24 protein-coding genes are annotated in these 24,587 nt (G+C 42.6%); all 24 read right to left on the bottom strand.

Going from position 1 to position 24,587, the window contains the following annotated elements:
- Window positions 1-345 precede the first annotated feature (345 nt).
- A complete protein-coding gene (gene topA, locus ACIQ0C_RS09745) occupies window positions 346-2,421 on the bottom strand; it encodes a type I DNA topoisomerase (RefSeq protein ID WP_402839532.1) in 2,076 nt (691 codons plus the stop codon).
- A 266-nt stretch (window positions 2,422-2,687) separates the two neighbouring features.
- Window positions 2,688-3,554, bottom strand: coding sequence for a DNA-processing protein DprA (gene dprA, locus ACIQ0C_RS09740; protein WP_403059275.1), 867 nt, complete (start codon window positions 3,552-3,554; stop codon window positions 2,688-2,690).
- 117 nt (window positions 3,555-3,671) lie between these two features.
- Window positions 3,672-4,574, bottom strand: a complete 903-nt coding sequence (gene sucD / locus ACIQ0C_RS09735; protein ID WP_402839536.1) for a succinate--CoA ligase subunit alpha — start codon at window positions 4,572-4,574, stop codon at window positions 3,672-3,674.
- Window positions 4,575-4,592: 18 nt separating this feature from the next.
- Entirely contained in the window at window positions 4,593-5,753 is a 1,161-nt protein-coding gene (gene sucC / locus ACIQ0C_RS09730; RefSeq protein ID WP_402839538.1) for an ADP-forming succinate--CoA ligase subunit beta, read from the bottom strand.
- Between the two features lie 475 nt (window positions 5,754-6,228).
- Window positions 6,229-6,501 carry an EscU/YscU/HrcU family type III secretion system export apparatus switch protein gene (locus ACIQ0C_RS09725; protein WP_403059273.1) on the bottom strand — a complete coding sequence of 91 codons (273 nt, stop codon included), beginning with the start codon at window positions 6,499-6,501 and terminating at the stop codon, window positions 6,229-6,231.
- Window positions 6,498-8,417 carry a hypothetical protein gene (locus ACIQ0C_RS09720; RefSeq protein WP_403059271.1) on the bottom strand — a complete coding sequence of 640 codons (1,920 nt, stop codon included), beginning with the start codon at window positions 8,415-8,417 and terminating at the stop codon, window positions 6,498-6,500. The genes ACIQ0C_RS09725 and ACIQ0C_RS09720 overlap by 4 nt, the downstream gene beginning before the upstream one ends.
- A 13-nt stretch (window positions 8,418-8,430) precedes the next feature.
- A complete protein-coding gene (locus ACIQ0C_RS09715) occupies window positions 8,431-9,213 on the bottom strand; it encodes a ribonuclease HII (protein ID WP_403059450.1) in 783 nt (260 codons plus the stop codon).
- Window positions 9,214-9,367: 154 nt separating this feature from the next.
- Complete coding sequence (gene ylqF / locus ACIQ0C_RS09710) at window positions 9,368-10,240, bottom strand: ribosome biogenesis GTPase YlqF (protein ID WP_403059269.1); 873 nt, start codon at window positions 10,238-10,240, stop codon at window positions 9,368-9,370.
- A gap of 17 nt (window positions 10,241-10,257) precedes the next feature.
- The gene (gene lepB, locus ACIQ0C_RS09705; protein ID WP_239860673.1) at window positions 10,258-10,818 is read right to left on the bottom strand and encodes a signal peptidase I; all 561 of its coding nucleotides are present in this window, start codon (window positions 10,816-10,818) and stop codon (window positions 10,258-10,260) included.
- 216 nt (window positions 10,819-11,034) lie between these two features.
- Window positions 11,035-11,382 carry a 50S ribosomal protein L19 gene (rplS, locus tag ACIQ0C_RS09700; protein WP_034313702.1) on the bottom strand — a complete coding sequence of 116 codons (348 nt, stop codon included), beginning with the start codon at window positions 11,380-11,382 and terminating at the stop codon, window positions 11,035-11,037.
- Window positions 11,383-11,512: 130 nt separating this feature from the next.
- Complete coding sequence (gene trmD, locus ACIQ0C_RS09695; RefSeq protein WP_403059266.1) at window positions 11,513-12,247, bottom strand: tRNA (guanosine(37)-N1)-methyltransferase TrmD; 735 nt, start codon at window positions 12,245-12,247, stop codon at window positions 11,513-11,515.
- Complete coding sequence (gene rimM / locus ACIQ0C_RS09690) at window positions 12,247-12,765, bottom strand: ribosome maturation factor RimM (protein ID WP_402839554.1); 519 nt, start codon at window positions 12,763-12,765, stop codon at window positions 12,247-12,249. The genes trmD and rimM overlap by 1 nt, the downstream gene beginning before the upstream one ends.
- A gap of 10 nt (window positions 12,766-12,775) precedes the next feature.
- Window positions 12,776-13,162 (bottom strand): YlqD family protein, encoded by a 387-nt coding sequence (locus ACIQ0C_RS09685; RefSeq protein WP_034313711.1) that lies wholly within the window; start codon window positions 13,160-13,162, stop codon window positions 12,776-12,778.
- Between the two features lie 221 nt (window positions 13,163-13,383).
- A complete protein-coding gene (locus tag ACIQ0C_RS09680; RefSeq protein ID WP_048684915.1) occupies window positions 13,384-13,614 on the bottom strand; it encodes a KH domain-containing protein in 231 nt (76 codons plus the stop codon).
- Window positions 13,615-13,627: 13 nt separating this feature from the next.
- Window positions 13,628-13,900: a 30S ribosomal protein S16 gene (gene rpsP / locus ACIQ0C_RS09675; RefSeq protein ID WP_048684918.1), complete on the bottom strand. Its 273-nt coding sequence runs from the start codon at window positions 13,898-13,900 to the stop codon at window positions 13,628-13,630.
- 153 nt (window positions 13,901-14,053) lie between these two features.
- Window positions 14,054-15,394, bottom strand: coding sequence for a signal recognition particle protein (gene ffh / locus ACIQ0C_RS09670; RefSeq protein ID WP_034313716.1), 1,341 nt, complete (start codon window positions 15,392-15,394; stop codon window positions 14,054-14,056).
- An 11-nt stretch (window positions 15,395-15,405) separates the two neighbouring features.
- Window positions 15,406-15,738 (bottom strand): putative DNA-binding protein, encoded by a 333-nt coding sequence (locus tag ACIQ0C_RS09665; RefSeq protein ID WP_403059264.1) that lies wholly within the window; start codon window positions 15,736-15,738, stop codon window positions 15,406-15,408.
- 218 nt (window positions 15,739-15,956) lie between these two features.
- On the bottom strand, window positions 15,957-16,973 hold the full coding sequence (gene ftsY / locus ACIQ0C_RS09660) for a signal recognition particle-docking protein FtsY (RefSeq protein ID WP_034313721.1): 1,017 nt from the start codon (window positions 16,971-16,973) through the stop codon (window positions 15,957-15,959).
- A 27-nt stretch (window positions 16,974-17,000) separates the two neighbouring features.
- On the bottom strand, window positions 17,001-20,564 hold the full coding sequence (gene smc / locus ACIQ0C_RS09655; RefSeq protein WP_403059261.1) for a chromosome segregation protein SMC: 3,564 nt from the start codon (window positions 20,562-20,564) through the stop codon (window positions 17,001-17,003).
- Window positions 20,565-20,584: 20 nt separating this feature from the next.
- Complete coding sequence (gene rnc / locus ACIQ0C_RS09650; protein WP_403059259.1) at window positions 20,585-21,328, bottom strand: ribonuclease III; 744 nt, start codon at window positions 21,326-21,328, stop codon at window positions 20,585-20,587.
- Window positions 21,329-21,590: 262 nt separating this feature from the next.
- Complete coding sequence (locus ACIQ0C_RS09645; protein ID WP_034313729.1) at window positions 21,591-21,824, bottom strand: acyl carrier protein; 234 nt, start codon at window positions 21,822-21,824, stop codon at window positions 21,591-21,593.
- A gap of 57 nt (window positions 21,825-21,881) precedes the next feature.
- Window positions 21,882-22,625, bottom strand: a complete 744-nt coding sequence (gene fabG / locus ACIQ0C_RS09640; protein ID WP_402839571.1) for a 3-oxoacyl-[acyl-carrier-protein] reductase — start codon at window positions 22,623-22,625, stop codon at window positions 21,882-21,884.
- Window positions 22,622-23,569, bottom strand: coding sequence for an ACP S-malonyltransferase (gene fabD / locus ACIQ0C_RS09635; RefSeq protein ID WP_402839574.1), 948 nt, complete (start codon window positions 23,567-23,569; stop codon window positions 22,622-22,624). The genes fabG and fabD overlap by 4 nt, the downstream gene beginning before the upstream one ends.
- Before the next feature lie 27 nt (window positions 23,570-23,596).
- Window positions 23,597-24,583 (bottom strand): phosphate acyltransferase PlsX, encoded by a 987-nt coding sequence (gene plsX, locus ACIQ0C_RS09630; protein WP_402839577.1) that lies wholly within the window; start codon window positions 24,581-24,583, stop codon window positions 23,597-23,599.
- Window positions 24,584-24,587 lie beyond the last annotated feature (4 nt).

Raw genomic sequence — 24,587 nt, 5'->3', positions numbered from 1 at the left:
CGATATCTATGTATTTATACCCGAAATACTCATTCCTGCTAACGATTTTTTTAAAAATATGCCACAAAGCCAGCATTCTTCCTGCAATCCATATTTACTTTAAGGGTAACGGACACAAATAGGAATTATATCTTTAAAAGAATGTACTTGTCCACTGAATTTTACATCACATGGCCTAAATAAAAAAGTTTCAAGCTTTATCCATTTTCTTCTTGGAAGTAAATCCACATAACTTCATAATATCATACTTTCCTGAACATAAAGAAACCCGGCAGATGCCGAGTCAATTTATATTTGGGGTTTTTCGATAGATCAAAGGGAAAGTAAACGATTTCACGGCCTTTTCTATGCTTGGGGCATTTCTTTGAAATCACAATCCATGCACTGGACCTGGACACCTTTTTTGAGTTTTTTCTCAACAAGTGTACCTTCACATTTTGGACAACTCCGCGGCAGCGGTTTATCCCAAGATATGAAGTCACATCCAGGGTAGGTATCACACCCGTAAAAAATGCGGCGTTTTTTACTTTTCCTTTCAATGATATTTCCTTCCTTACATTTTGGGCATTTGACACCGATTTCTTTGACGATTGGTTTGGTGTTACGGCAATCCGGGAAATTACTGCATGCCATGAACTTTCCATAACGTCCCATCTTAAAGACCATCCCATGTCCGCATTCCACGCAATCTTCACCTGCAGGTTCATCTTTGATTTCAATTTTCTCCATCTCGACTTCGGCTTTAGCCAAATGAATTGCAAATTCTTTATAAAATTCATCAATGACCTTTATCCATTCAATATTGCCTTCCTCAACGCTGTCGAATTCCTGTTCCATCTTGGCAGTGAACTCTGCATCGAGAATATCCGGGAAGAATTCGCGTATCAATTCAAGAACGATCTCACCAAGCTCTGTCGGGATGAACCGTTTATTATCCAAGGTAACATAGCCCCGTTTTTGAATCGTATCCAAGGTAGGGGCATATGTAGACGGACGGCCTATTCCCAGTTCCTCTAGGGTCTTGACTAAACGGGCTTCAGTATATCGTGGCGGAGGCTGTGTGAAATGCTGCTTCGGCTCGATATCTTTTGAAAAGAATTGATCTCCCTTTTTCACATCCGGAAGTGCATTTTCCTTTTCTTCCACCGAGTCATCGGACCCTTCAACATATACCTTCATGAAACCCGGAAATTTAATTTTTGAACCATTTGCCCTGAAGATGACATCCCCGTTATGCAGGTCGATGCTCATCGTATCCATGACCGCTGAAGACATTTGACTAGAAACGAATCGTTCCCAAATCAATTTATAAAGACGGAATTGATCTCTGGATAAGAACTCCTTGACCACACCCGGTTCACGTAATGTGCTTGTTGGCCTGACTGCTTCATGCGCGTCCTGGGCATTAGTTTGTTTCTTCTCCTTGCGCTGTTCAACCTGAACATATTCTTTACCATAATTATTTTGAATGAAGTTATGGACTTCATCTTTGGCACTATCTGAAATACGGGTCGAATCGGTTCTCATATAAGTGATTAACCCGACTGTACCTTCCTTGCCAAGCTCGATTCCTTCATAAAGCTGCTGAGCAAGCATCATGGTTTTCTTCGCACGGAAATTCAATTTACGTGCCGCTTCCTGCTGCAGGGAAGAAGTTGTAAAAGGTGCAGCCGGATTGCGCCTTCTTTCCTTTTTAGCCACAGCTCCTATCGTAAATTCGCCGCCATTTAAAGAAGCGAGCACTTTTTTGACGTCCTCTTCGGTATTTAATTCCTTCTTCTCGCCGCCAAGGCTGAAGAAAGAACCTTCAAACTGTTCTTTTCCTTTTACAAAATCAGCCTTGATTGTCCAATACTCTTCCGGGACAAAATCTTTGATTTCCTTCTCCCGGTCAATGATCATCCGTACAGCAACCGATTGGACACGTCCCGCGCTTAAGCCTTTTTTCACCTTTTTCCACAAAAGCGGGCTTATATTGTATCCGACCAAACGGTCCAAGACCCTTCTTGCCTGCTGAGCATCAACCAATTTCATATTTATTGGCCTCGGTGATTTAAATGATTCCTTGATAGCCTCTTTAGTAATCTCGTTGAATACCACGCGGCAATCTGAGTTAACGTCAACATCAAGACTGTGAGCCAAATGCCAGGCAATTGCTTCCCCTTCCCTGTCGGGGTCAGCCGCGAGATAGATTTTTTTCGCTTTTTTTGCAGCGGTTTTCAATTCTTTTAAAACCGGGCCTTTGCCGCGGATAGTTATATATTTAGGTTCATATTCATGTTCAACATCGACACCCATTTGACTTTTAGGCAAATCGCGTACATGCCCCATGGAAGCCTTTACTTTATATTTTTTTCCCAAGTAACGTTCTATTGTTTTCGCCTTTGCGGGCGATTCCACAATCACTAAGTATTCTGACATCCAATAAATCCTCCTCAAAGAGGTAATATAAATCTTCACTATTATTAATCATTCAAAAATCATTTGTCAACACCTCTTTACTTTTCAAAGCATGCTGATTCATTTATCTATAGGTATTCTGGCAAGAGGTGCCATTTGCAAAACTTATAACAGTTTTACAATATTTTCAACCTTTTTGTCTAATAATTCAACCCACTCTTCTAAAAAAGCACCTATTTTTTCAATTTTCCCGTTTGATTCTCCGTCTATCTTCTATATTATATTGTTCAAAACTCTTCCTCGATTTGCCTGGAGCTTAAAACAAGTTTGGCACCATCGGAAATCAATTGATTGGTTCCCAGTGATTCAGGGCTGGTAACATTACCAGGAAGCGCAAAAACCTCCCTGCCGTGTTCCAAAGCGGCTTGTGCCGTAATAAGGGAACCGCTTCTTTCTTTTGCCTCTACCACGAATACTCCCTGTGATAATCCGCTGATGATTCGATTTCTGAGTGGAAACATCCATGGTTCCGCCTTCACTTCCGGCGGAGTCTCAGATATAAGCAGGCCTTTATTGATGATTTCTTCAGCAAGGGTAAAATTGGATTTCGGATATATTTGCATAAGCCCCCCACCTAAAATCCCAATCGTTTCTCCGTCTTCCCTTAATGTGATCTTATGTGACTCTGCATCGATTCCAGCCGCCACTCCGCTTATGATCACGAACTTTTTCTTTACAAGCGGTAATAGAATCGTTTTTAAGGCCTCCAGACCATACGAGGTTGGCTTACGTGTTCCAACAACACCTAGGGTATTCTTCCTTGTTAAAAGCTTCTTATCACCTTTAAAATAAAGAACCCACGGAGGATCGAATATTTGCTTTAGCAAAAAAGGATATTCATCATCGAAGACCGTCAAACAATGGATTTGGCTATCTTCGTATTTTTTAAGTTTTTCGATGGAATTGAATGAATGTAAATCATTGAGAAAGAGGTTAAGCTTATTTGAAGGGATAGGGAGCATTTTTGCCCATTCAACGTAATTCGTCGTGAACAGGGAAGATAATGATGGGTCTTTGGACATGATTGCTTGGATTGTTTTCCACCCTGCTCCGCGGCAATGATGGAGATGGATTAACTTTTCTTTTTTATTCAATTGGAAACGCCCCTAATCGGATATTTTTAAAGGTAGGTTGATAGTGATGCGCTTGGTCTCTCCCGAGGAATTTCGAGGAAATAAAGGCCGACCCAAAAAAGGTCGGCCCAGCTTAAATCAATGTGTTTTACAAGGTTCGTAAATATCTTTTTCTTTCAAGACGGAGATCAATGTTTCTCCCATTACGGATGGGGTTTCGGCAACTTTAATTCCACATTCGTTCATAACGCGGATTTTCTCGTCAGCAGTCCCTTTTCCTCCTGAGATAATGGCACCAGCATGTCCCATGCGTTTACCTGCAGGAGCGGTACGGCCACCAATGAAACCAACAACTGGCTTAGTCATATTTTCCTTCACCCAGATTGCTGCTTCTTCTTCTGCCGTCCCGCCGATTTCCCCGATCATGATTACCGCATGTGTTTCGGGATCTTCATTGAACGCTTTTAAAACATCAATGAAATCCGTTCCGTTAACGGGATCTCCACCGATACCGACAGCCGATGATTGCCCGATGCCAGCTTGCGATAATTGGTGAACAGCTTCGTACGTCAACGTTCCAGAACGAGAAACTACGCCAACATGGCCTTTTTTATGGATATACCCTGGCATGATACCAATCTTACACTCTTCAGGAGTAATGACACCTGGGCAGTTCGGACCGATCAAGCGAGTTTTTTTACCTTCCATGTAGCGCTTCACCTTGACCATATCCAGGACAGGAATATGTTCCGTGATACATATGACAAGATCAAGTTCTGCGTCTACGGCTTCAAGAATTGCATCGGCAGCAAATGGAGCCGGTACATAGATAACAGATGCACTCGCTCCGGTTTCAGTGACAGCTTCGGAAACTGTATTGAATACAGGCACCCCTTCCACTTCTGTTCCACCTTTACCCGGAGTGACTCCTCCTACGATTTTCGTGCCGTATTCCAACATTTGTTTTGTATGAAATAATGCTGTTGCACCAGTGATTCCCTGAACGATCACTTTCGTATCTTTATTAATATAAACGCTCATTATGTTCCCCCCTGCCTATTATCCTACAAGTGATACTATTTTTTGTGCTCCATCTGCCATTGATTCAGCAGCCGTAATATTTAAACCTGACTCTTTTAGAATCTTTTTGCCAAGGTCCACATTCGTTCCTTCAAGACGAACAACGAGAGGTACATCCAGGCCAAGCTCTTTAGCAGCAGCCACGACGCCTGTAGCGATGATGTCACATTTCATGATTCCTCCGAAGATATTAACGAAGATGCCTTTAACATTTTGATCGGAAAGGATGATTTTGAAAGCCTCTTTTACTTTTTCCTCAGTGGCGCCGCCACCAACGTCAAGGAAGTTAGCCGGATCTCCCATATAATGTTTAATGATGTCCATCGTCGCCATAGCAAGCCCGGCACCATTAACCATGCATCCGATATTTCCGTCAAGCGATATGTAACTAAGGCCATGTTTTGATGCTTCAATCTCTTTCGCATCCTCTTCATCCAAATCACGGTACTCCGCGATGTCCTTATGGCGGTAAATCGCATTATCATCGAAGTTCAATTTAGCATCAAGCGCCATTACATCGCCGTCGCCCGTTACCACTAATGGGTTGATTTCTGCGATTGAGCAATCTTTATCAACGAAAGCTGTATATAGGTTAACCATCAGTTTGGAAGCTTTATTTATAAGTGAAGCCGGAATATTGATATTGAATGCAATTCTCCGTGCTTGGAAACCAGTCAGGCCTACAACCGGATCGATTACTTCTTTGAAAATTTTCTCTGGCGTCTTTTCGGCCACTTCTTCAATTTCCGTACCGCCTTCTTCAGAAGCCATCAATACGACACTATCCGTAGCACGGTCAAGGACAAGCCCGATATAATACTCTTTCGTAATGTCGCAGCCTTCTTCAATAAGTAAACGCTTAACTTCCTTGCCTGCAGGTCCCGTTTGATGGGTCACCAATGTCTTGCCAAGAATCTCTTCTGCATATGTACGTGCTTCATCAAGATTCTTCGCTACCTTGACTCCGCCGGCTTTCCCGCGGCCGCCCGCATGAATTTGAGCTTTGACGACAACAACTTCCGTACCTAACTCCTTCGCTGCTTCAACTGCTTCATCAACAGTAAAGGCAACCCGGCCATTTGGAACGGATACCCCGTATTGTCGCAATATCTCTTTCCCCTGATACTCATGGATATTCATTTCCCATCCTCCTTATCTACTAAAAAACAACTTTTAAATTTAATGCGTGTTTTCTCTATCATATTACAACAAAATTCTCCTTCGTGCATAATATTCTTTCACATAATTTTTAAAATATTATTATAATATACTTCCATACCCTTGTGTAAAATAGAAAAAACCTTCTTCGCCGTTGTGTTTTTTTCTTACTAATATCATTTATTTTGACTCTGAAACTCTATTATAAAAAGAGTCATAATTCTAAAAAACACTACTATGAAAGCCTTTTCAATATATTAACCCAGAGATATCTTCATGAAAAATCACGGTTATCCTGGTCTTGGTTCAAAGGAAAAGCAAAAGGACAAAGCCACGGCTTTGTCCTTTTGCAAATAGTTTAGTATTTTTTTAATATAATGAAAAATCGTCAGTGATTTCCCTAATATTCTACATAAACCAACAGAATCCCATTTGGTGAAATCATATGGTTAGTCTCCTACCGATTCATGTCCTGGTCAACTTTATAAATGAATGCAAATACTTCTGCAACAGCTCCATACAATTCTTCCGGAATCGTTTGATTTATATCCAATTGGCCTAAAAGTGCAGCAAGCGATTCGTCCCTTTGGACCGGTATATCGAGTTCCATGGCCTTTTCCAGAATATTTTCAGCCGTTTTACCTTTCCCCTTCGCCAATATGACGGGCGCTTTGGATGTCTTTTGATCATACTTTAAGGCAATGGCTTCTTTTCTTTTACCATTTATCATATTCGAATATCCACTCCACTATATGAACCGGCTTCTAGAAAAGGAAGCCGGTTCACCTTAAGTTCCCGCTCTTTTTCATTCACGGGATTTACAAATGAAACTCCTGATAATCTGTAATCCATTTTCCCAAGATTCTCTCTCAGGATGTCAAGATATTGACCGGCCGCCTCTTCAAGGATTGCACCATGCCCATTGATGACCGTCACTTTTATGATTCGGTTTTGAACCTGCATGTCGATGACCGTCTCTTCAAGGCGCTCCAATTCTAAATAAAATAGGACTCGGCAGTAATCCGGATCTATTTTTCCTTCTTTTGTTTTCCTTCCGCTCCATTGTAACGTCAGATCCGTTTGAATAGATCCCAGATTGAGTGGAAGTGTAAGGAGTAAATTCTGAATCGGCCCGTTTTCTTGTGAAAGGATCTGTTGTGCAGTTATCCGATTTAGGATTTGTTCTGCCATCTCCTTGATAGATGCCGGAATTTGCTCATTCAGCAATTTAAGCAGCAGCGGTTTAAGTGTCTCTAAATCCTTCGGGAAATCCGCCATATCATCTCCAGGAAGATTAATGAGTGCATGTTCCAGCTGAAGTCCAAGGATCTTGGTCATTTCTTTCAGTTGGTGTGCGACAGAAGGTCCATTGGTGAAATCGATTGTTTGAAACTCCTCTTCCAATACATGTGAAAGGACCAGCTTCTCATTAATCCTAGCGTATTGGGCCTCCGGAAGCTTATTAAGCGACCGAAACAGCAATTCAGCTACCTTCCCCCTCGACTCATCTACTTGCTCTGTGTCCTTATTCAAGTAGCCTATAAGGTCATTCACTTCTGTTTTTCCGCCTATTGCCTTTTTAGCTGTCGCTTCGGCAAAAGCATTCTGGAGAAAATGAAAGGCAAGAGGGGAAAGTTTTTCTGCAGAAATGTTTTTTCTCTGCATCGAGTGGATGACAATTGGCAGTTTTTCCTTCTCATGATCATGACTACTCAATATGCGATTAATAGCAATTTCGATTTCTTCAACTTTTGCAAATGCTCCGCCTTTCGCCTCGGAAAGCAGCTGAAATCCTTGGTGTAATTTATCAATCGCTGAATTCTTAGGAAAGCCGTACCTAACCTCAGCTCCATTAATTAAACTTTCCATAAAGACGGATTCCGTCATTCCCTTTGGAACGAAACCCGTCTTTTGAAGCAAGGAAAATGCACCGGATTTCATTTCTGGCGTTGAATCGGAATTCAGCCAAATGGTCACTAGTTTTTGCAAACCGTTTTGTTGAAGCTGGTTCTGTTTGGCAATATGTAAAGAGTCCAATACACCCATTAGCTTGGAGGCAGTCTTCGTTACTGCCCCACCATCCTGCAGCTGCTGCTTGAAGCCACTGAGGAGTTTGTGGAAAGGTTCACTTTTGGACTGCGTATATAATGCATCAAATACAGCTTTTACAAAAGGCAGTTGCTGAATGAACATTGTTTTTATTACAGGCAGACCAACTTCTGCAGCATCAGCAGCCTTTAACCATTGCAAAGCGGATTGAAAAGTTTCCTTGGTTATCGGGAGGCGATTTGTCAGGAGGTATTCGGAAAGCCTGGTTGCGGAAGGTTCGGGTTTTATGCCGAGATGGGCTATCAATTGTGCAGCTGTTCCCTTTAAGCCGGAAACGTTCAAACTGGGGGAATCTAAAGCTTTTAACACGACACCCCCCTCAATTGGGTGCTGCACTTGAAACCAATACTTTTCTCCTGTCCGAAGCGGGATATCGAGAGTGGCAACCATTTTTTGATGGCCAATCTGTACCTCGGCCGTTTGGTTAAGAAAAACCTTATTCACCTTCCCGAAAAGGATTTGCCCGTTTTTCAAACTCGCAGTTCCTTTTATTTCAATGGGTGAAGATACGGGTTGACTGCTTGTTATGGATTGCACCACTCATCCCCCCTTAATCCTTCGATCGTGCAGCGATTTCCTTAACTGGTGCAAAACTTCTTCTATGCCATGGTGTAAGCCCATGCGTGTCGAGGGCTTCTAAATGTTGGCTTGTTCCGTAACCCATATGCTTTTCAAAACCATATTCCGGATATTTTTGACCATATTCCTTCATCATCCTATCACGAGTCACCTTCGCTATTATGGAGGCCGCAGAGATGCTAATGCTTCTTGCGTCCCCCTTTATGAGCGACAGCTGCGGAATCGGCACATCCAGTTCCATCGCATCGATCAACAGATGATCCGGAAGTTCTGACAGATCGTTCACTGCTGCCACCATTGCCTTTTTCGTGGCTTGATATATATTGATTTCATCAATTACTTCGCTATGTACGACACCTACACCTACGGATAACGCTTCCTTAAAAATCATCTCATAAAACAGTTCCCTTTTTGACTCCGGAATCTTTTTAGAATCATTAAGCCCGGGCAAATAAAAAGAATCAGGCAAGACGACTGCACTCGTCACAACCGGTCCTGCCAGCGGTCCTCTTCCCACTTCATCGATACCAGCCAGAATGGAAAACCCCTGTTTACGTAATTGTCTTTCAAACTCTGTCATTTCCGTGAAAGCATCCCTTACCTGTTGTTCTTTTTCATAAGTTCTTTGCCATTTATTTACTAAGTCGGTTACTCCCTTTCGTCCATCCTCCCGGCATTTCTGTAAAAATATATCATCGGGCTCTCTTATTGTCTTTAACTTTGAGGAGATTTCCTTAATACTCATTGCAGTTATCATCTTATATCACCCATCATTTTAATTATCGGCAGTCTTGCTTCTTTCTACAGTTCAGACAAAAATACGGAGCGGAAAAGAGACATCAAAAAGAAAAAATCTTTTCGACACCCAACTCCAGCTCCGTAGTACAACAATCAAGTCAATGTTAATCTTATTCGGGGATATCATCCTCTTCATAATCCGAAGGAACCTCGAACGTAAGCGGGCCCATCTTTTCTGAACGGATTTCACGTACGACCAACTCTGCGGTTTTGTCATAATCGATGAAGCCCCCAGATGCTAAACAGCCCCTGAACTTTCCGACAGCATCAAACAATTCGAGCGTCTCCTGCGGAATTACACCCAGGTTATAACGGGATTTCAATCTATCCGGATATTCTTTTTCCAAAAAGCGAAGGCCGTATAATGAGACTTCGTGCAAGTTTAAAATCGTATCCTTGATCGCACCTGTCAACGCAAGCTTCAAACCTACTTCTTGATCCTCGAATTTCGGCCAGAGAATCCCCGGCGTGTCGAGCAATTCCAATTCCTTACCCACTTTTATCCATTGCTGCGCTTTCGTGACGCCAGGTGTATTTCCTGTTTTGGCAATGTTCTTTTTGGCAAGTCGATTGATTAAAGTCGATTTCCCCACGTTCGGAATGCCGACTATCATGGCACGGATCGCCCTCGGCTTTATTCCTCTTGATTCCATCCGCTCATACTTCTCTTTTAAAAGGTTTTTGGATGCAGCTGTAATCTGGTTTAAACCGTTTCCTGCCTGTGAGTTAATGGCAATCGCCGTTTTCCCCTGCGATTTATAATGTTCAAGCCACATATTCGTTTTTGCCGGATCGGCCATATCTGCTTTATTCAAAAGGATAACCCTCGGTTTATGCTGAATGATTTCATCGATCATCGGATTTCGTGAAGATGCCGGAATCCGGGCATCCACAAGTTCAAAGATGATGTCGATCAGTTTTAATTTCTCTGTTACTTCCCGTCTTGCTTTGGCCATATGGCCAGGGAACCACTGTATTGTCAATGGAATCCACCTTCCTACTATTCCGCCAATCGAAAGTCTTCAATCGGCCAATAAACTAATTTAGTTTTTCCTAACACTTTATCGTAAGGAACGACACCTACCCCAATATGGCGGCTATCCTTACTAAAACGGCGATTATCCCCCAGGACAAATAGGTGGTCTTCAGGTACCGTTCCTTGTTCTATGACATCACTTAATGTAAAAGGTTCCGTCAAAGCCCCGCCATCAATCAATTGTTTCTTATATTCATCCAAGTATGGCTCATCATAAGCTTTTCCATTCACGTAAAGAGTATCATTTCTATATTCCACTTTTTCCCCTGGCAATCCAATGACCCGCTTTATGTAATCTTTTCCTTCTGGGGCTTCGAAAACGATAATGTCGAATCTTTTTGGTTCGCCAATCGAATAGGAGATTTTATTTACGATCATGCGGTCCGTATCCTTTAATGTCGGCATCATGGAATTACCGTCCACAACAATAGGAGCCAGGAGGAAATAACGAATCAGCGTCGCCGCTATAACCGCGATTATGACCGCCTTTGTCCATTCCCACAATTCATTTTTCTTTTTCGCCATCCTTACCCACCCTTTTTGAAGCATATCAACAATATTTTAACATGTTGTGGATGCTATAGCGAGCAGGATTCTATATAGTTTTCACCGTATGTGCATTCATCGTTTCTTAAAGTGCAAAAAGGGAGCCTGATAAACAAGCTCCCTTTTTTGCATGATACTGTTTGGTTATTCACCTTATGTGGATCATGGTAAACCCGCATGAAGATATTCGAAGAATTAACGACGAATTTCTTTAATACGTGCTTTTTTACCACGAAGTTCGCGTAGGTAATAAAGTTTCGCACGACGTACTTTACCGTGACGGATAACTTCTAGTTTCGCAATTTTTGGTGTGTGAACAGGGAAAGCACGTTCTACTCCAACGCCGTAAGAGATCTTACGTACTGTGAAAGTTTCACTAACTCCGCCGCCACGACGTTTGATTACAACGCCTTCAAACAACTGGATACGTTCGCGAGTTCCTTCAATAACCTTTACGTGTACACGTACTGTGTCACCAGGTCTGAATGATGGAAGATCTGAGCGAAGTTGTTCTTTTGTGATTTCGTTAATAAGATTTTGCATCGATTTCAACTCCTCCTGGACGCTCTTGCAAATACTTATTGTTTGCAGCGGAACATCGTTATAAGACTGAGCATTTTGCCCAAGTCACAAGGTATATCCTATCATACTCTAAACGTCGATGCAATAGACATCAGTCTTCTTTTTTAATCTCGGACAATAATTTTTTTTCAACTTCCGATAGTTCATAACTTTCGAGCAAATCCGGACGCCGAATCCAAGTTCTGCGCAGAGATTCCTTCATCCGCCATTCATCGATTTTTTTATGATTCCCGGATATTAGCGGATCGGGAACTTTCATCCCCCGGAAATCTGCAGGTCTAGTATAATGGGGATGCTCTAACAAACCAGAAGAATAGGAATCAAGGATCGGGGAGTCAACATTTCCCAAAACGCCCGGCAGCAAGCGAACGACGCTGTCAATAATGACCATTGCGCCCAATTCCCCGCCAGTGAGCACAAAGTCACCAATAGATATTTCATCAGTTACGACATGCTCCCGGATGCGCTCATCATACCCTTCATAATGCCCGCAAATGAAAATGAGATGTTCCTCTTCAGCAAACTCTTCGGCTTTTTTCTGCGTATAACGCTCTCCCTGGGGACAAAGCAGGACTACCCTTGGGGTTAGCTCACTTTGCCCTTTAAGAGCTTCCACGGCATCAAAGATCGGCTGTGCCTTTAATACCATTCCGGCACCGCCGCCATAAGGATAATCGTCTACCGTCGAATGCTTATTATCTGCATAATCCCGAAAATTGGTCACCTTATAGCTGACAGCCTGCTTTTCCGCAGCCTTTTTTAAGATTGACGAACCAAATACCCCTTCGAACATTTCTGGAAAAAGCGAAAGCACATCGATTTTCATCAGTCTAAAAGTCCTTCCATCGGTGTAATGATGACCTTTTTAGCGGAAATATCCACTTCTTTTACAATTTGTTCAATATACGGGATCAGGATGTCCTTACTGCCAGCTTTCTTAATGACCCAAACATCATTGGCCCCAGGCGTGAGAACCTCAACGATTTCCCCAACTTCCATGCCTTCATCCGTAAATACCGAACAGCCGATGATTTCATGGAAGTAGAACTCACCTTCGTCCAATTTACCAAGCTGCGCTTCCTTCACTTTCAGGACACCGTTTCTAAAAGCCTCGACCTGTCCGACGTTATAATAATTCTCGAACGTCAATAGGTTAAAGTTTTTATGTGTGCGATGCGACCTGATGATGAGGGGCAAAGGTTTTTTTTCCGTGTCCCTGAACAAATACAGAGTATTTCCCACTTTGTATCGTTTTTCTGGAAAGTCTGTTGAAGAAATAACACGGACTTCTCCTAAAAGACCATGTGTGTTGACAATTTTACCTACATTAAACCATTTTTCCATTCTTTCACCTCTAACGAATTTCCGAGACGATTCCATCTTTAATGACAATGGTCTTCGTTGCCATGATTTCGTCCCAATCTGCCCCAATTTCCACATCAATGATACTTTGAACTTCCCGTTCCTTCAATTCACTACCTGCGGGAAGGATCTCCAACTGCTCCATTTGAAATTCAAGCAGTTTAATTTTTTCTTGCCTCTGGTTTATTTCTTTTTCAAAATGAGCACGGAGACTAGCAGGTTGGAGAGTTCTTGTTTTTTCAAGTTTTTTCAGTTCAAAGCGAAGCTGTTCACTCTCTTTTTGAAGCTGAAGGCGTTTTGACTTGTATTTCTCGAGGAGCTGATTCTTGCTGGATTCCGTTAATACTTGGTTAACGATTACATTTTGGAGAATTTTCATTCCAGCACCTCCTATTATCTATGATTTCTTATTTCCTTCAAAAAATATGTATGATGGGGTAATCTTTTTGAAATGGGGGTCATTCTCTTAAGTATAACGTAAATCGGTAAAAGATGCGTCTTAAAAAGGCGTAAAGTTTAAAGTCCGGGTCTATTCAATTAGGATCCAAGTCGAAATTTCACTTTCTTGAAGTACAAAAAAAGGAGGGGTATTAACCCTCCTTATTCGGAAATCTCCAAATAGATTTTCTTCTGCTGTGAAGATCCTGCTGCATATACCACAGTCCGAATCGCCTTAGCAACACGCCCTTGTTTACCGATCACCTTGCCCATGTCCTCTTTATGAACAGAGAGGATATAAACGATCCGGTCGGATTCTTCCTTGGAGGTCACGATGACCTCTTCCGGATAATCCACAAGTGCTGAAACAATCGTTTCAATAAGTGCTTTCATCAACTACCGTCGATTACTTGCTGTTTTTTGCAACATGGAATTTTTCCATGATGCCTTGTGTAGAGAATAAGTTACGAACTGTATCAGATGGTTTAGCTCCATCTTGTAACCATTTAAGAGCAAGTTCTTCGTTGATTTCAACTTTAGCTGGTTGAGCAACCGGGTTATAAGTTCCTACCACTTCAATGTAACGTCCGTCACGTGGTGAACGAGAATCTGCAACTACAATACGATAGAAAGGAGACTTTTTAGCTCCCATACGTTTTAAGCGAATTTTTACTGCCATTTTAAATAAGCACCTCCGAATAGTTTCACACAAGATAGTATAATATCAAATGTCTTGCATGTTTGTAAAGGTTTTTTTCTTAACAGGCAAAAAAAGTGTTGAAATACATGGCGTTGACCCGTATTTCGCCTCAGTTTCTTCCTAAAATAAACCTTACATGAACGGGAATTTGAATCCCTTTTTCTTTCCTTTTTGCATGTTCGTAACCTGTTTCATCATCTTTTTCATTTCTTCGAATTGCTTCAGTAGACGGTTCACTTCTTGAATCGATCTGCCGCTTCCTTTTGCAATCCGTTTCTTGCGGGATGCATTCATGGTTTCCGGATGTTCCTTTTCATGCGTTGTCATTGAACGGATGATAGCTTCAACATGACCGATCTGTTTCTCATCGATTTGAAGGTTGTCCATCCCTTTCATTTTATTCGCACCGGGAATCATTTTCAGAATATCATCAAGCGGTCCCATATTCCGCACCTGACCAAGCTGATCAAGAAAATCATCAAAGGTAAAAGTGGCTGTACGCATCTTTTTCTCTAATTCTTTCGCTTTTTCTTCATCTACATTGGCCTGTGCTTTTTCGATAAGGGTCAATACATCACCCATGCCGAGGATCCTTGACGCCATCCGTTCTGGATGGAACGCTTCAAGTGCATCCAATTTTTCACCCATACCGACGAATTTAATCGGCGTGTCGGTGACTGAACGAATTGAAAGCGCCGCACCACCACGTGTATCCCCATCAAGTTTCGTTAATACGACTCCTGTCAGGCCTAGCTGTTCATTGAAGCTTTGGGCTACATTGACCGCATCCTGACCTGTCATCGCATCGACAACCAGGAAGATTTCATCAGGTTTTGTCAACTCTTTGATATCCTTCAGTTCGCCCATCAAGTTTTCATCCACATGAAGACGGCCTGCGGTATCAATCAACACATAATCATGATGTTCTTCCTTAGCTTTTTCAATTGCCTGTTTGGCAATTTCAACAGGGCTGACCTGGTCCCCAAGGGAGAAAACAGGCATGCTTAATTGTTTGCCAAGTGTTTCAAGCTGCTTAATCGCCGCCGGACGGTAAATATCAGCCGCAACGAGCAATGGCTTGCGGTTGTATTTTTTTCTAAGAAGATTGGCAAGCTTTCCGGTGGTCGTCGTTTTACCAGCACCCTGAAGACCTACCATCATAATGACAGTCGGTGGTTTCGAGGCTACGGCAATCTTGCTCTGTTCGCCGCCCATCAGCTCAGTCAATTCTTCCTTAACTACTTTAATTACCTGTTGACCGGGGGTTAAGCTTTTCAGCACTTCCTGACCTACCGAACGTTCACTGACACGTTTTACAAAATCCTTCACGACTTTAAAGTTTACATCCGCTTCAAGCAGGGCCAATCGAACTTCACGCATCATTTCTTTAACGTCCGCTTCGTTGACCTTCCCTTTTCCACGGATCTTTTGCATCGTGCTCTGCAGTCGGTCGGCCAATCCTTCAAATGCCATATTGCCGCCTCCTAATCCAACTTCTCAAGCGTTCTGATTGCGTCTAGCAGCTTCTCTTTTGAAAAGGATTCCTTTTCTATGAGTCCCTTCATATTCGCAATCCACTGGTTACGCTCTTGAAATTTTTGAAATAACAATAGCTTTGCTTCATATTCCTCAAGCATCGCTTCTGTTCTTTTTATATTATCATAGACTGCCTGCCTACTGACTTCGTATTCATCGGCAATCTCGCCAAGAGAGTAATCATCCAGATAGTAGAGGGACATGTAGCTCTGCTGCTTCTCTGTTAACAACGATTGGTAAAAGTCATACAAATAATTAATCCGCGTTGTCTTTTCAAGCATCTTAGCAAGCCTCCCTGCTGTTAAGTGAAAACCCTTTACAAGTTTATATTGTAAAGCCTTGTTTATTTGATGTCAAGTCAAACTCCTTACCACGTGTTTGCAAAGCATAATTTTTTTCTTTTTCCGCCTCTTTTTTGGACCTTTCTGCAATTGTTCCCCCAATTATCATTGTAAAAATAACCAGAAGAGAATCATCTCTTCCGGCTTACAATTTTTCCTTAAACCTCTTCTTTATCGATGATATCAGCAAAAAGGCCATAAACATATTTCTCAGCATCGAATTCCTGTAGATCATCCATCTTTTCACCTAGCCCGACAAATTTAACGGGAATGGCCAATTCATTGCGAATTGCCAAAACAATTCCACCTTTTGCGGTGCCATCAAGCTTTGTTAAAACAATACCGGAAACATTTGTCGCTTCCTTGAATGTCTTGGCCTGAATAAGGGCATTTTGCCCAGTCGTAGCATCAAGGGCAAGCAGCACCTCGTGTGGTGCACCTGGTACTTCACGTTCAATTACACGTTTCACCTTTTCCAATTCCTTCATTAAATTCACTTTATTCTGCAAGCGACCGGCAGTGTCACAGATCAGGATATCCGCTTTTCGTGCCTTGGCGGCCTGAATGGCGTCGAACATGACAGCTGCTGGGTCAGAGCCTTCACCCTGTTTGATTACACTGACACCGACACGCTCTCCCCAAACCTCAAGCTGTTCAATCGCACCGGCACGGAAGGTATCCCCTGCAGCCAATACGACAGATTTTCCTTCTGTTTTGAATTTATGGGCAAGTTTACCAATGGTCGTCGTTTTACCTACCCCATTAACCCCTACAAACAAAATGACCGTCAAACCTTCTTCTTGTATATTCAGGCTTGAAGTCGCTTCATCATCACCTTGGTAGATTTCAACAAGCTTTTCGGAAATAACGGACTGCACTTCCCTCGTATCAGAGATATTGCGAAGCTTGACTTCCATTTTTAATTGATCAATCAATTCCATCACAGTATCAAAGCCTACATCAGCCTGTATCAGGATTTCTTCAAGTTCTTCAAAAAAGTCCTCATCCACTTTCCGATAACGGGCAACAAGTTCATTAACCCTTCCAGTAAAGGAATTCCTCGTCTTTGTCAAACCTTGCTTGAATTTTTCCCCAATGGATACTTCTGCTTCAACTGATTTTTCTTTTTCTTCCTGTGTCGTAAATTTCTCTTTTAGCTTTTTGAAAAAACTCATTGTCCCACTTCCTCTAATTCATGAATTTTAAACTTCAATAAAGTTTTCTGATTCTTCCATCCGGACGGAAACAAGTTTGGAGACGCCTGACTCCTGCATCGTAATGCCATATAGGACATCCGCCTCTTCCATCGTGCCTTTGCGGTGAGTAATCACGATGAACTGCGTTTCCCTACTGAACTTCCTTAAGAATTGACTGAAACGGACGACATTCGCTTCATCAAGCGCTGCCTCGACTTCGTCAAGGATACAGAAAGGAACAGGACGCACTTTTAGAATGGAGAATAAAAGGGCTATGGCTGTCAATGCTCGTTCTCCGCCGGATAAGAGGCTCAAATTTTGCAGTTTTTTTCCAGGAGGCTGTGCAATGATGTCTACCCCTGTATTTAACAAATCATCAGGATTCGTAAGTTTCAGCTCCGCTCTGCCTCCGCCAAATAAAGCTTTGAAGACTTGTTCGAATTCTTTACGGATCGAATAGAAGGTATCCGCAAAGCGCCGCTTCATTTCATCATCCATTTCATCGATGACTTGGAATAATGTATCTTTTGCCTGTTGAAGGTCTTCCTTTTGACTAAGAAGGAATTCATAGCGTTCAGCTACACGTGCGTATTCATCAATTGCACCTAAATTCACCGTCCCCAGTTCCTCGATTGCAAGCTTGATGAGCTTCACCCTTTTTTGAGCTTCGTCTGCAGGCATCATCAATGGATACTGTTCTTTAGCACCTTCAAAGGAAAGGGTATATTCTTCTCTCAAGTGGTCGAGGCGATTTTCCAGTTCGACATCCAGACGAGTTAATTTCACTTCTTCATCCTTTATCACTTCGACAATGCCTCTATAAAGTCGATTTTCTTCTTTCAAAGACAGTTCAAGGGTTTCAACTTCCATTAGAAGTTCGTTTTTTTCCTGTTTTTTTATGGTGATTCCTTCAATTGCTCCATTTTTATCGAGCAATTTCTGCTGAGCCATATCCTCCAAGGACTCTTCCCCGCTTGAACTGTCTGTCATTTCATTGGTCAGGAGCCCTAAATCATCTTTGTTTTCGGCAAGCCTGCTTGTTTCCTTAGAAAGATCCGATTCAATGCGTTCCATCTTCTCTTTTTGGTTTTGCAGCTGGCCACGTTTGGAAGCCAGCATTACCCTCAGTTCATTCGTTTCTTCAGCAAGGCTCTCTTTTGAAGATTGTTGTGATTGCTTTTGTTCGGTCATATCGGAAATCAATCGGTCCAGCCCTTCAATTTCCGATTTACATGATTCCAGAAGATCTTCCAGCTCTTCAAGTCTTGCCGTTTTTTGCTGTTGTTCTTCCAAATATGAATTTTTATCCAAATCATAAAGATGCAGCCGTTCATTCACATTTCTTTCCTGCAGCTCCACTTCACGGAGTTGGCCCTTAAGGGTTTGTTCTTGTAATCGAAGTCTCTCTCCCGTTTTTCTGGTTTGTTCAAGCGTTTGCTCTTGAACACCCACATCCACTTTGAGCTGTTTGACTTGCTTTTCCAGCTGATTCGTTTTAACTTCCATGGCAGCAAGTTTTTGTTGGAGTTCTTCCAATTCCGTTTTCCTTGAAAGCAGGGAGGTCGTTTTTTGCTTTAATGCTCCTCCAGTCATTGAACCACCTGGATTGACGATATCCCCTTCAAGTGTTACGAAGCGGAAACGGTGCTGCATCATTTTCGCCAGGTCATTTGCACCTTTTAAATCTGTGGTGATAATCACGGTCCCTAACAGGTTTTCAGCAATCGCTGCATGCCTATCATCATATTGGATCAATGAGGAACCAGTCCCTACAAAAGCTGAATGGCTCTTCAGCATCGATAATTGGTTAGCTGATATCTCTTTTGCCTTTATGACTGATAAAGGCAAGAAAGTCGCACGCCCGTACCTATTTTTCTTCAAGAAGGAAATGGCTTCCCGCGCATGCTCTTCGCGTTCCACGACAACATGCTGCATCGCTCCGCCCAAAGCCGTTTCAATGGCCGTTTCATATTCCTTTGGAACCTTTATCAATTCCGCAACTGCCCCTTCAATGCCTCGAAGGGTTTCTTTCGCTTTCAAAACCTCTTTTACACCCTGAAAGAAGCCTGCATAATCATCTTCCATTTCTTCAAGCAGTTCCTTACGCGATTTTGCCTGTTGAAGGAATTGATAGGCCTTATAAAGGGTGGTTTCTTGTTTTTGATACGTATCTTTTGCCGCATTCAATTTATTCTGCTGATTTCGGAAATAAGCGACATGCTCTTCAAGCTGCTTGGTCATATTGTCCATCAGCTGTGAATATTCCATTTTTTTAGCAGTGATATCCATTCTTTCGGTTAAGAACTTTTCATTTTCCATATCAAGTTTTGCATTTTTATGTTCCTGCTGCGCTAGCTGCTGGAGCAGGTATTGTTTTTCGTTTTTGGCCGAAGCCTGCTTGTTCAACCACTCGATATAGTCACTCTTTTTCGCTTCGATCATCGCTTCGATATCACTATTGAATAGTCCCATGCTTTTTTGTTTTTCATGTAAGGTTTCAGAAATCCCTTTCACTTCCAAGTTCAGTGCATGCAGGATTTCCGTTTCCCTTTCCTTTTGCAAAGACAAACGCTCGACAGCGGCCTCACCTTCCACAATCGCTTTTTCCAGCTGTGACTTGTTTTGGGCGGCATTTTTTTTCCGTTCTTTCAAAACTTCCTTACGGCCTTCAAGCTTTTCAAGTTCTTCGCTGGCATTCAGGAGAATCTCCTGAAGTCCATTGATCGATGTCTCAAGCGTCGCAAGACTATCCCTTAGCTTTTTGAGATGCGCTTCCCTGTCATGAAGCTGTCCTGCCATTTCCTGTTCCATTTCATTATGTTTTTCAAGTTCCTGTGATAGTTTTTCCCATTTTTCATAAAGCTCTTCTATTTCAAAAACGGTTAAAGCCACTTCTATTTGCTCTAGTTCGTCTTTCTTCGCCAAAAATTCCTTGGCGAGGGAAGACTGAATTTTTAACGGCTCCACCTGCCCCTCCAATTCATGGAGGATATCATGGACACGGTTTAAGTTATCCTGTGTTTCCGTCAGCTTCGATTCCGCTTTTCGTTTTCTCGTTTTATACTTCAGGACACCGGCTGCTTCTTCAAAAATCACTCGTCTTTCTTCAGCCTTACTGCTAAGGATTTCTTCCACTTTCCCTTGGCTGATGATGGAAAACGCTTCTCTCCCAAGACCGGAATCCATGAAAAGGTCTATGATGTCTTTCAGACGGCACCCTTGATTATTAATGAAAAATTCACTTTCTCCCGATCGATATACCCTTCTTGTCACACTGACTTCATGAAAGTCAATCGGCAGGGAATTGGTCTCGTTATCAAGGGTCAATGATACTTCCGCAAAATTCAACGCTTTCCTCGTGTCACTTCCCGAAAAGATGATATCTTCCATTTTTGCTCCACGCAGTGATTTCGCAGACTGCTCTCCAAGGACCCACCGGACTGCATCGGTCACATTACTTTTACCGCTTCCGTTTGGTCCAACCACTGCCGTGACACCAGGTACAAAATCAATCGAAATTTTCTCTGCGAAAGATTTAAATCCTACAACGTCCAAACGTTTGAGGAACATGACCTTTCCCCCTCTACTGTTCAACTATCTTGTTGATTTTTTTCTTTTAAAACGATCAATGCATGCTCGGCTGCATGCTGCTCCGCTTCTTTTTTGGACCTTCCTATTCCAGAGCCAAGTTCTTCCCCATTCAGGGAGACCGTCGAAACAAACTCCCGATTATGGGCAGGTCCTTTTTCCTGCAAGATCTTATATTGCAGGACACCGATGGCATCGCGCTGGATAAGCTCCTGGAGCTGGCTCTTATAATCCATCACATGAGAAAAAGCACCCTCGTCTATCTTTGGAAACACGACCTTCTTCAAAAACTGCACAACTGGCTCTAATCCTTGATCAAGGTACAAAGCACCAATATAGGCTTCGAATACATCCGCAAGCATGGCAGGGCGTTCTCTTCCGCCTGTCATTTCTTCCCCTTTTCCGAGTAATACATATTCCCCGTAAGAAAGGCTATTGGCAAAAGCAACAAGTGAAGGCTCACACACAATGGCTGCCCTTAGTTTGGTGAGTTCACCTTCGCTCATCATCGGATATTTTTGATATAAGTATTTAGAGATGGTCAGTTCAAGTACAGCGTCCCCCAAGAATTCAAGCCTTTCATTATCTTCATAAGGCTTACGGCGATGCTCATTCACATAAGATGAATGTGTAAAAGCTTGTTTCAATAAATTTTCATCTTTAAAATGAAAACCCAGATTTTCTTGCAACTGTTTAAATTTATTTTCCTTGATTGATGGTTTACGATTATTTCCGTTCCTACGCATCACACAAAACCCTCCACGGTTCAAAAAGCATATTTTTCCAATATATAAAAAGAAACCTGGCAGGAATTCCTGTCAAGCTTTCCTATGTACCATCATACATTATTATCCGCTTAAAGAAAACTAAAGGCAAAAGACCACTGCCATGCAGGCGGAGCATACCCGTGAAGATGCTCATTCCGTTATCTGCCGCTGAATCAAACTTCTTTAAGCAATAAGAGAAAGCCCCGTTAAAAAACGGAGCTTTTAGTCAAATGACAATTCATTACATAGTGCTTTGTATGTAATTCACAGCATCACCTACTGTGGCGATTTTTTCAGCGTCATCGTCCGAAATTTCCATATCAAACTCGTCTTCGAATTCCATGACTAGTTCAACTACATCAAGGGAATCGGCACCAAGATCTTCTTTGAAAGAAGCTTCAAGTTTTACCTCTGATTCTTCTACGTTCAAACGATCTACAACGATTTTAGTTACTCTTTCTAATACATCTGCCAATGTGTTCACCTCCCCTCAAGACATTATAAATTAATTTCGAAAAAAATCAAAGAAAACTTACATGACCATGCCGCCATCTACATGAAGTGTTTGCCCAGTCATATATTTGCTTGCATCGGAAGCAAGGAAAGACGCCACTGCAGCAATATCTTTAGGGTCACCGAAACGTGCAAGCGGAATTTGGTCCAGCATGGCTTTTTGGACGTCTTCAGGCAATTCTCCAGTCATATCCGTTGAGATGAAACCTGGGGCAATCGCATTGACCGTAATGCCTCTTGAAGCAAGTTCCTTTGCCGTCGTTTTAGTCAAACCGATGACACCGGCTTTAGCCGCTACATAATTAGCCTGCCCTGCATTTCCGCTGACGCCGACGATCGATGCCATATTGATGATCCTGCCGCTGCGCTGCTTCATCATTTGCCTTGTAACAGCTTTTGTGCATAGGAATACGCCTTTAAGATTCGTATTGATCACAGAATCCCATTCATCTTCTTTCATGCGCATCAATAGGTTATCACGTGTAATGCCGGCATTATTAACCAGGATATCCACTCTGTCAAATTGTTCGACGACCTCTTTGATCATGTTTGTCACTGATTCACTATTTGCAACATCGCATTGGATGGCGAATGCTTTACGGCCCAATGCCTTGATTTCATCGACCACTTCATTCGCTTTAGCTTCACTGCCGGAATAGTTAATGGCAACGTCTGCTCCCTGACGGGCAAGTTCCAATGCAACTTCCCTGCCAATACCTCGTGAAGCTCCCGTTACAAGTGCTTTTTTACCTTCGAGGATCATGCTTGTACCCCCTTCAATGTTTCAATTGTTTTAGTTAGAGTATCTATATCGGATACCGAATGAATTTGAACGGAACGATCAATTTTCTTTATCAATCCGCCCAACACTTTCCCTGGGCCTACCTCGATGAACGTATCCACGCCCAATTCAAGTAGATTTTTCACACTGTCCTCCCAAAGGACCGGTGAATACAGCTGTTCGATTAATTTCTCTTTTATTTCGGCAGGTGCTGTAATGGGCTTAGCCGTTACGTTTGAAATGACAGGAATTTCTGCCTGTTTGAAGCTTACCTCATCGAGGACACCCTGTAACTTTTCTGCTGCCGGTTTCATTAATTCCGAATGGAACGGTCCACTCACTTCAAGAGGAAGAGCCCTTTTAGCCCCATTTTCCTTGGCTTTTGCACTTGCAAGTTTAACCCCTTCGGAGGTGCCTGAAATGACGATTTGCCCTGGACAATTAATATTGGCCAATTGAACGGATTCACCTGTGGACGTAATTTCAGAAGTGACTTCAGATAGAGCTTCACGTTCCATTCCCAAAATCGCGGCCATTGAGCCTTGACCATTCGGTACCGCAGCTTCCATGAATTCACCACGCTTGCGCACTGTATAAACGGCATCTTCAAAAGAAATTGCACCAGATGCCACTAATGCCGTATATTCACCTAAACTGTGCCCGGCAGTATAATCGGGTTTGATCCCTGCTTCTTCCAACTCCTTGACAAAAGCATAACTCGTGGTCAATAAAGCTGGCTGAGCATTATAAGTCACCGTTAATTCTTGTTGTGTGCCATTAAAAATCAATTCCGAAAGCGGAAAATCAAGTTTTTCATCTGCTGATCGAAAAATTTGCTGAGCACGCTCGTTTTCCTGAAATAAGCCATGCCCCATTCCTATTGATTGTGATCCTTGTCCTGGAAAGACAAAAGCAATTTTACCCATCTGTTACTCCCCTGCCCCTATGAATTATTATTGTTTTTCTATTGTCTCCGCAATTGTCGATATGACGTCATTTCCAACCATATCGCGAGTCTGGCGTATTGCATTATAGACCGCATTCGCATCTGAAGAACCATGTGCCTTAATGACAGGGGCCTTCAAACCGAAGAGGCCAGCACCGCCATACTCCGAGTAATCCATTTTATTTTTTATGACTTTTAGTTCAGGCTTTACCATTGCTGCAGCCAACTTACTCTTGAGGTTGCTCATCAAGGCCTCTTTCACCATTTTGAATACGCCCATAGCAGTACCTTCAAGCGTCTTTAACACCATATTTCCCGTGAAGCCGTCCGTCACGACAACATCCGCCGCTCCGTTTAGGAGGTCCCTTGCCTCTACGTTACCTATAAAGGATATCTCCGATGATTGCTGCAATAATGTAAAGGCATGCTTAGTCAGTTCATTCCCTTTTTTTTCTTCTGTTCCGATATTAAGTAATCCGACACGGGGCTTTTCGATTCCCCGCACTTTTTGGGCATAAACAGACCCCATTATGGCGAATTGAAGGAGATGCTCCGGTTTCGCATCGGAGTTCGCGCCTACATCCAGTAGTACAAAACCTTTGCCATCGATTGTCGGCAGGGTGGGAGCCAATGCCGGACGTTCAATGCCTTCTATCCTTCCGACCACAAACAAACCTGCAGCCATTAGCGCCCCCGTATTGCCTGAAGAAATGCATGCATCCGCTTCACCGTCAGCCACTTGCTGTGCAGCCAATACCATCGAGGCACTTTTCTTGCGGCGAACCGCACGAACAGGTTCATCGGTACTTAATATTTTTTCATCAGTATGTATAACTCTTATTCGGCCGTGTTTCGCTAAGTATTGGTTAATCTCGGATTCATTGCCTATCAAGGTGATTTCCACATCGGGAAAAGTCTCGACAGCTTTCATCGCTCCCAAAACCTGTGCCTTGGGAGCATTATCGCCACCCATTGCATCTATCGTTATCTTCATTTTC

Origin of the sequence: Peribacillus sp. NPDC096448 (assembly GCF_044762675.1) — a bacterium.
Lineage (GTDB): Bacteria > Bacillota > Bacilli > Bacillales > DSM-1321 > Peribacillus > Peribacillus frigoritolerans_B.
The sequence above is the reverse complement of the archived record's forward strand: the minus strand, read 5'-3'. Positions and strand labels throughout refer to the sequence as shown.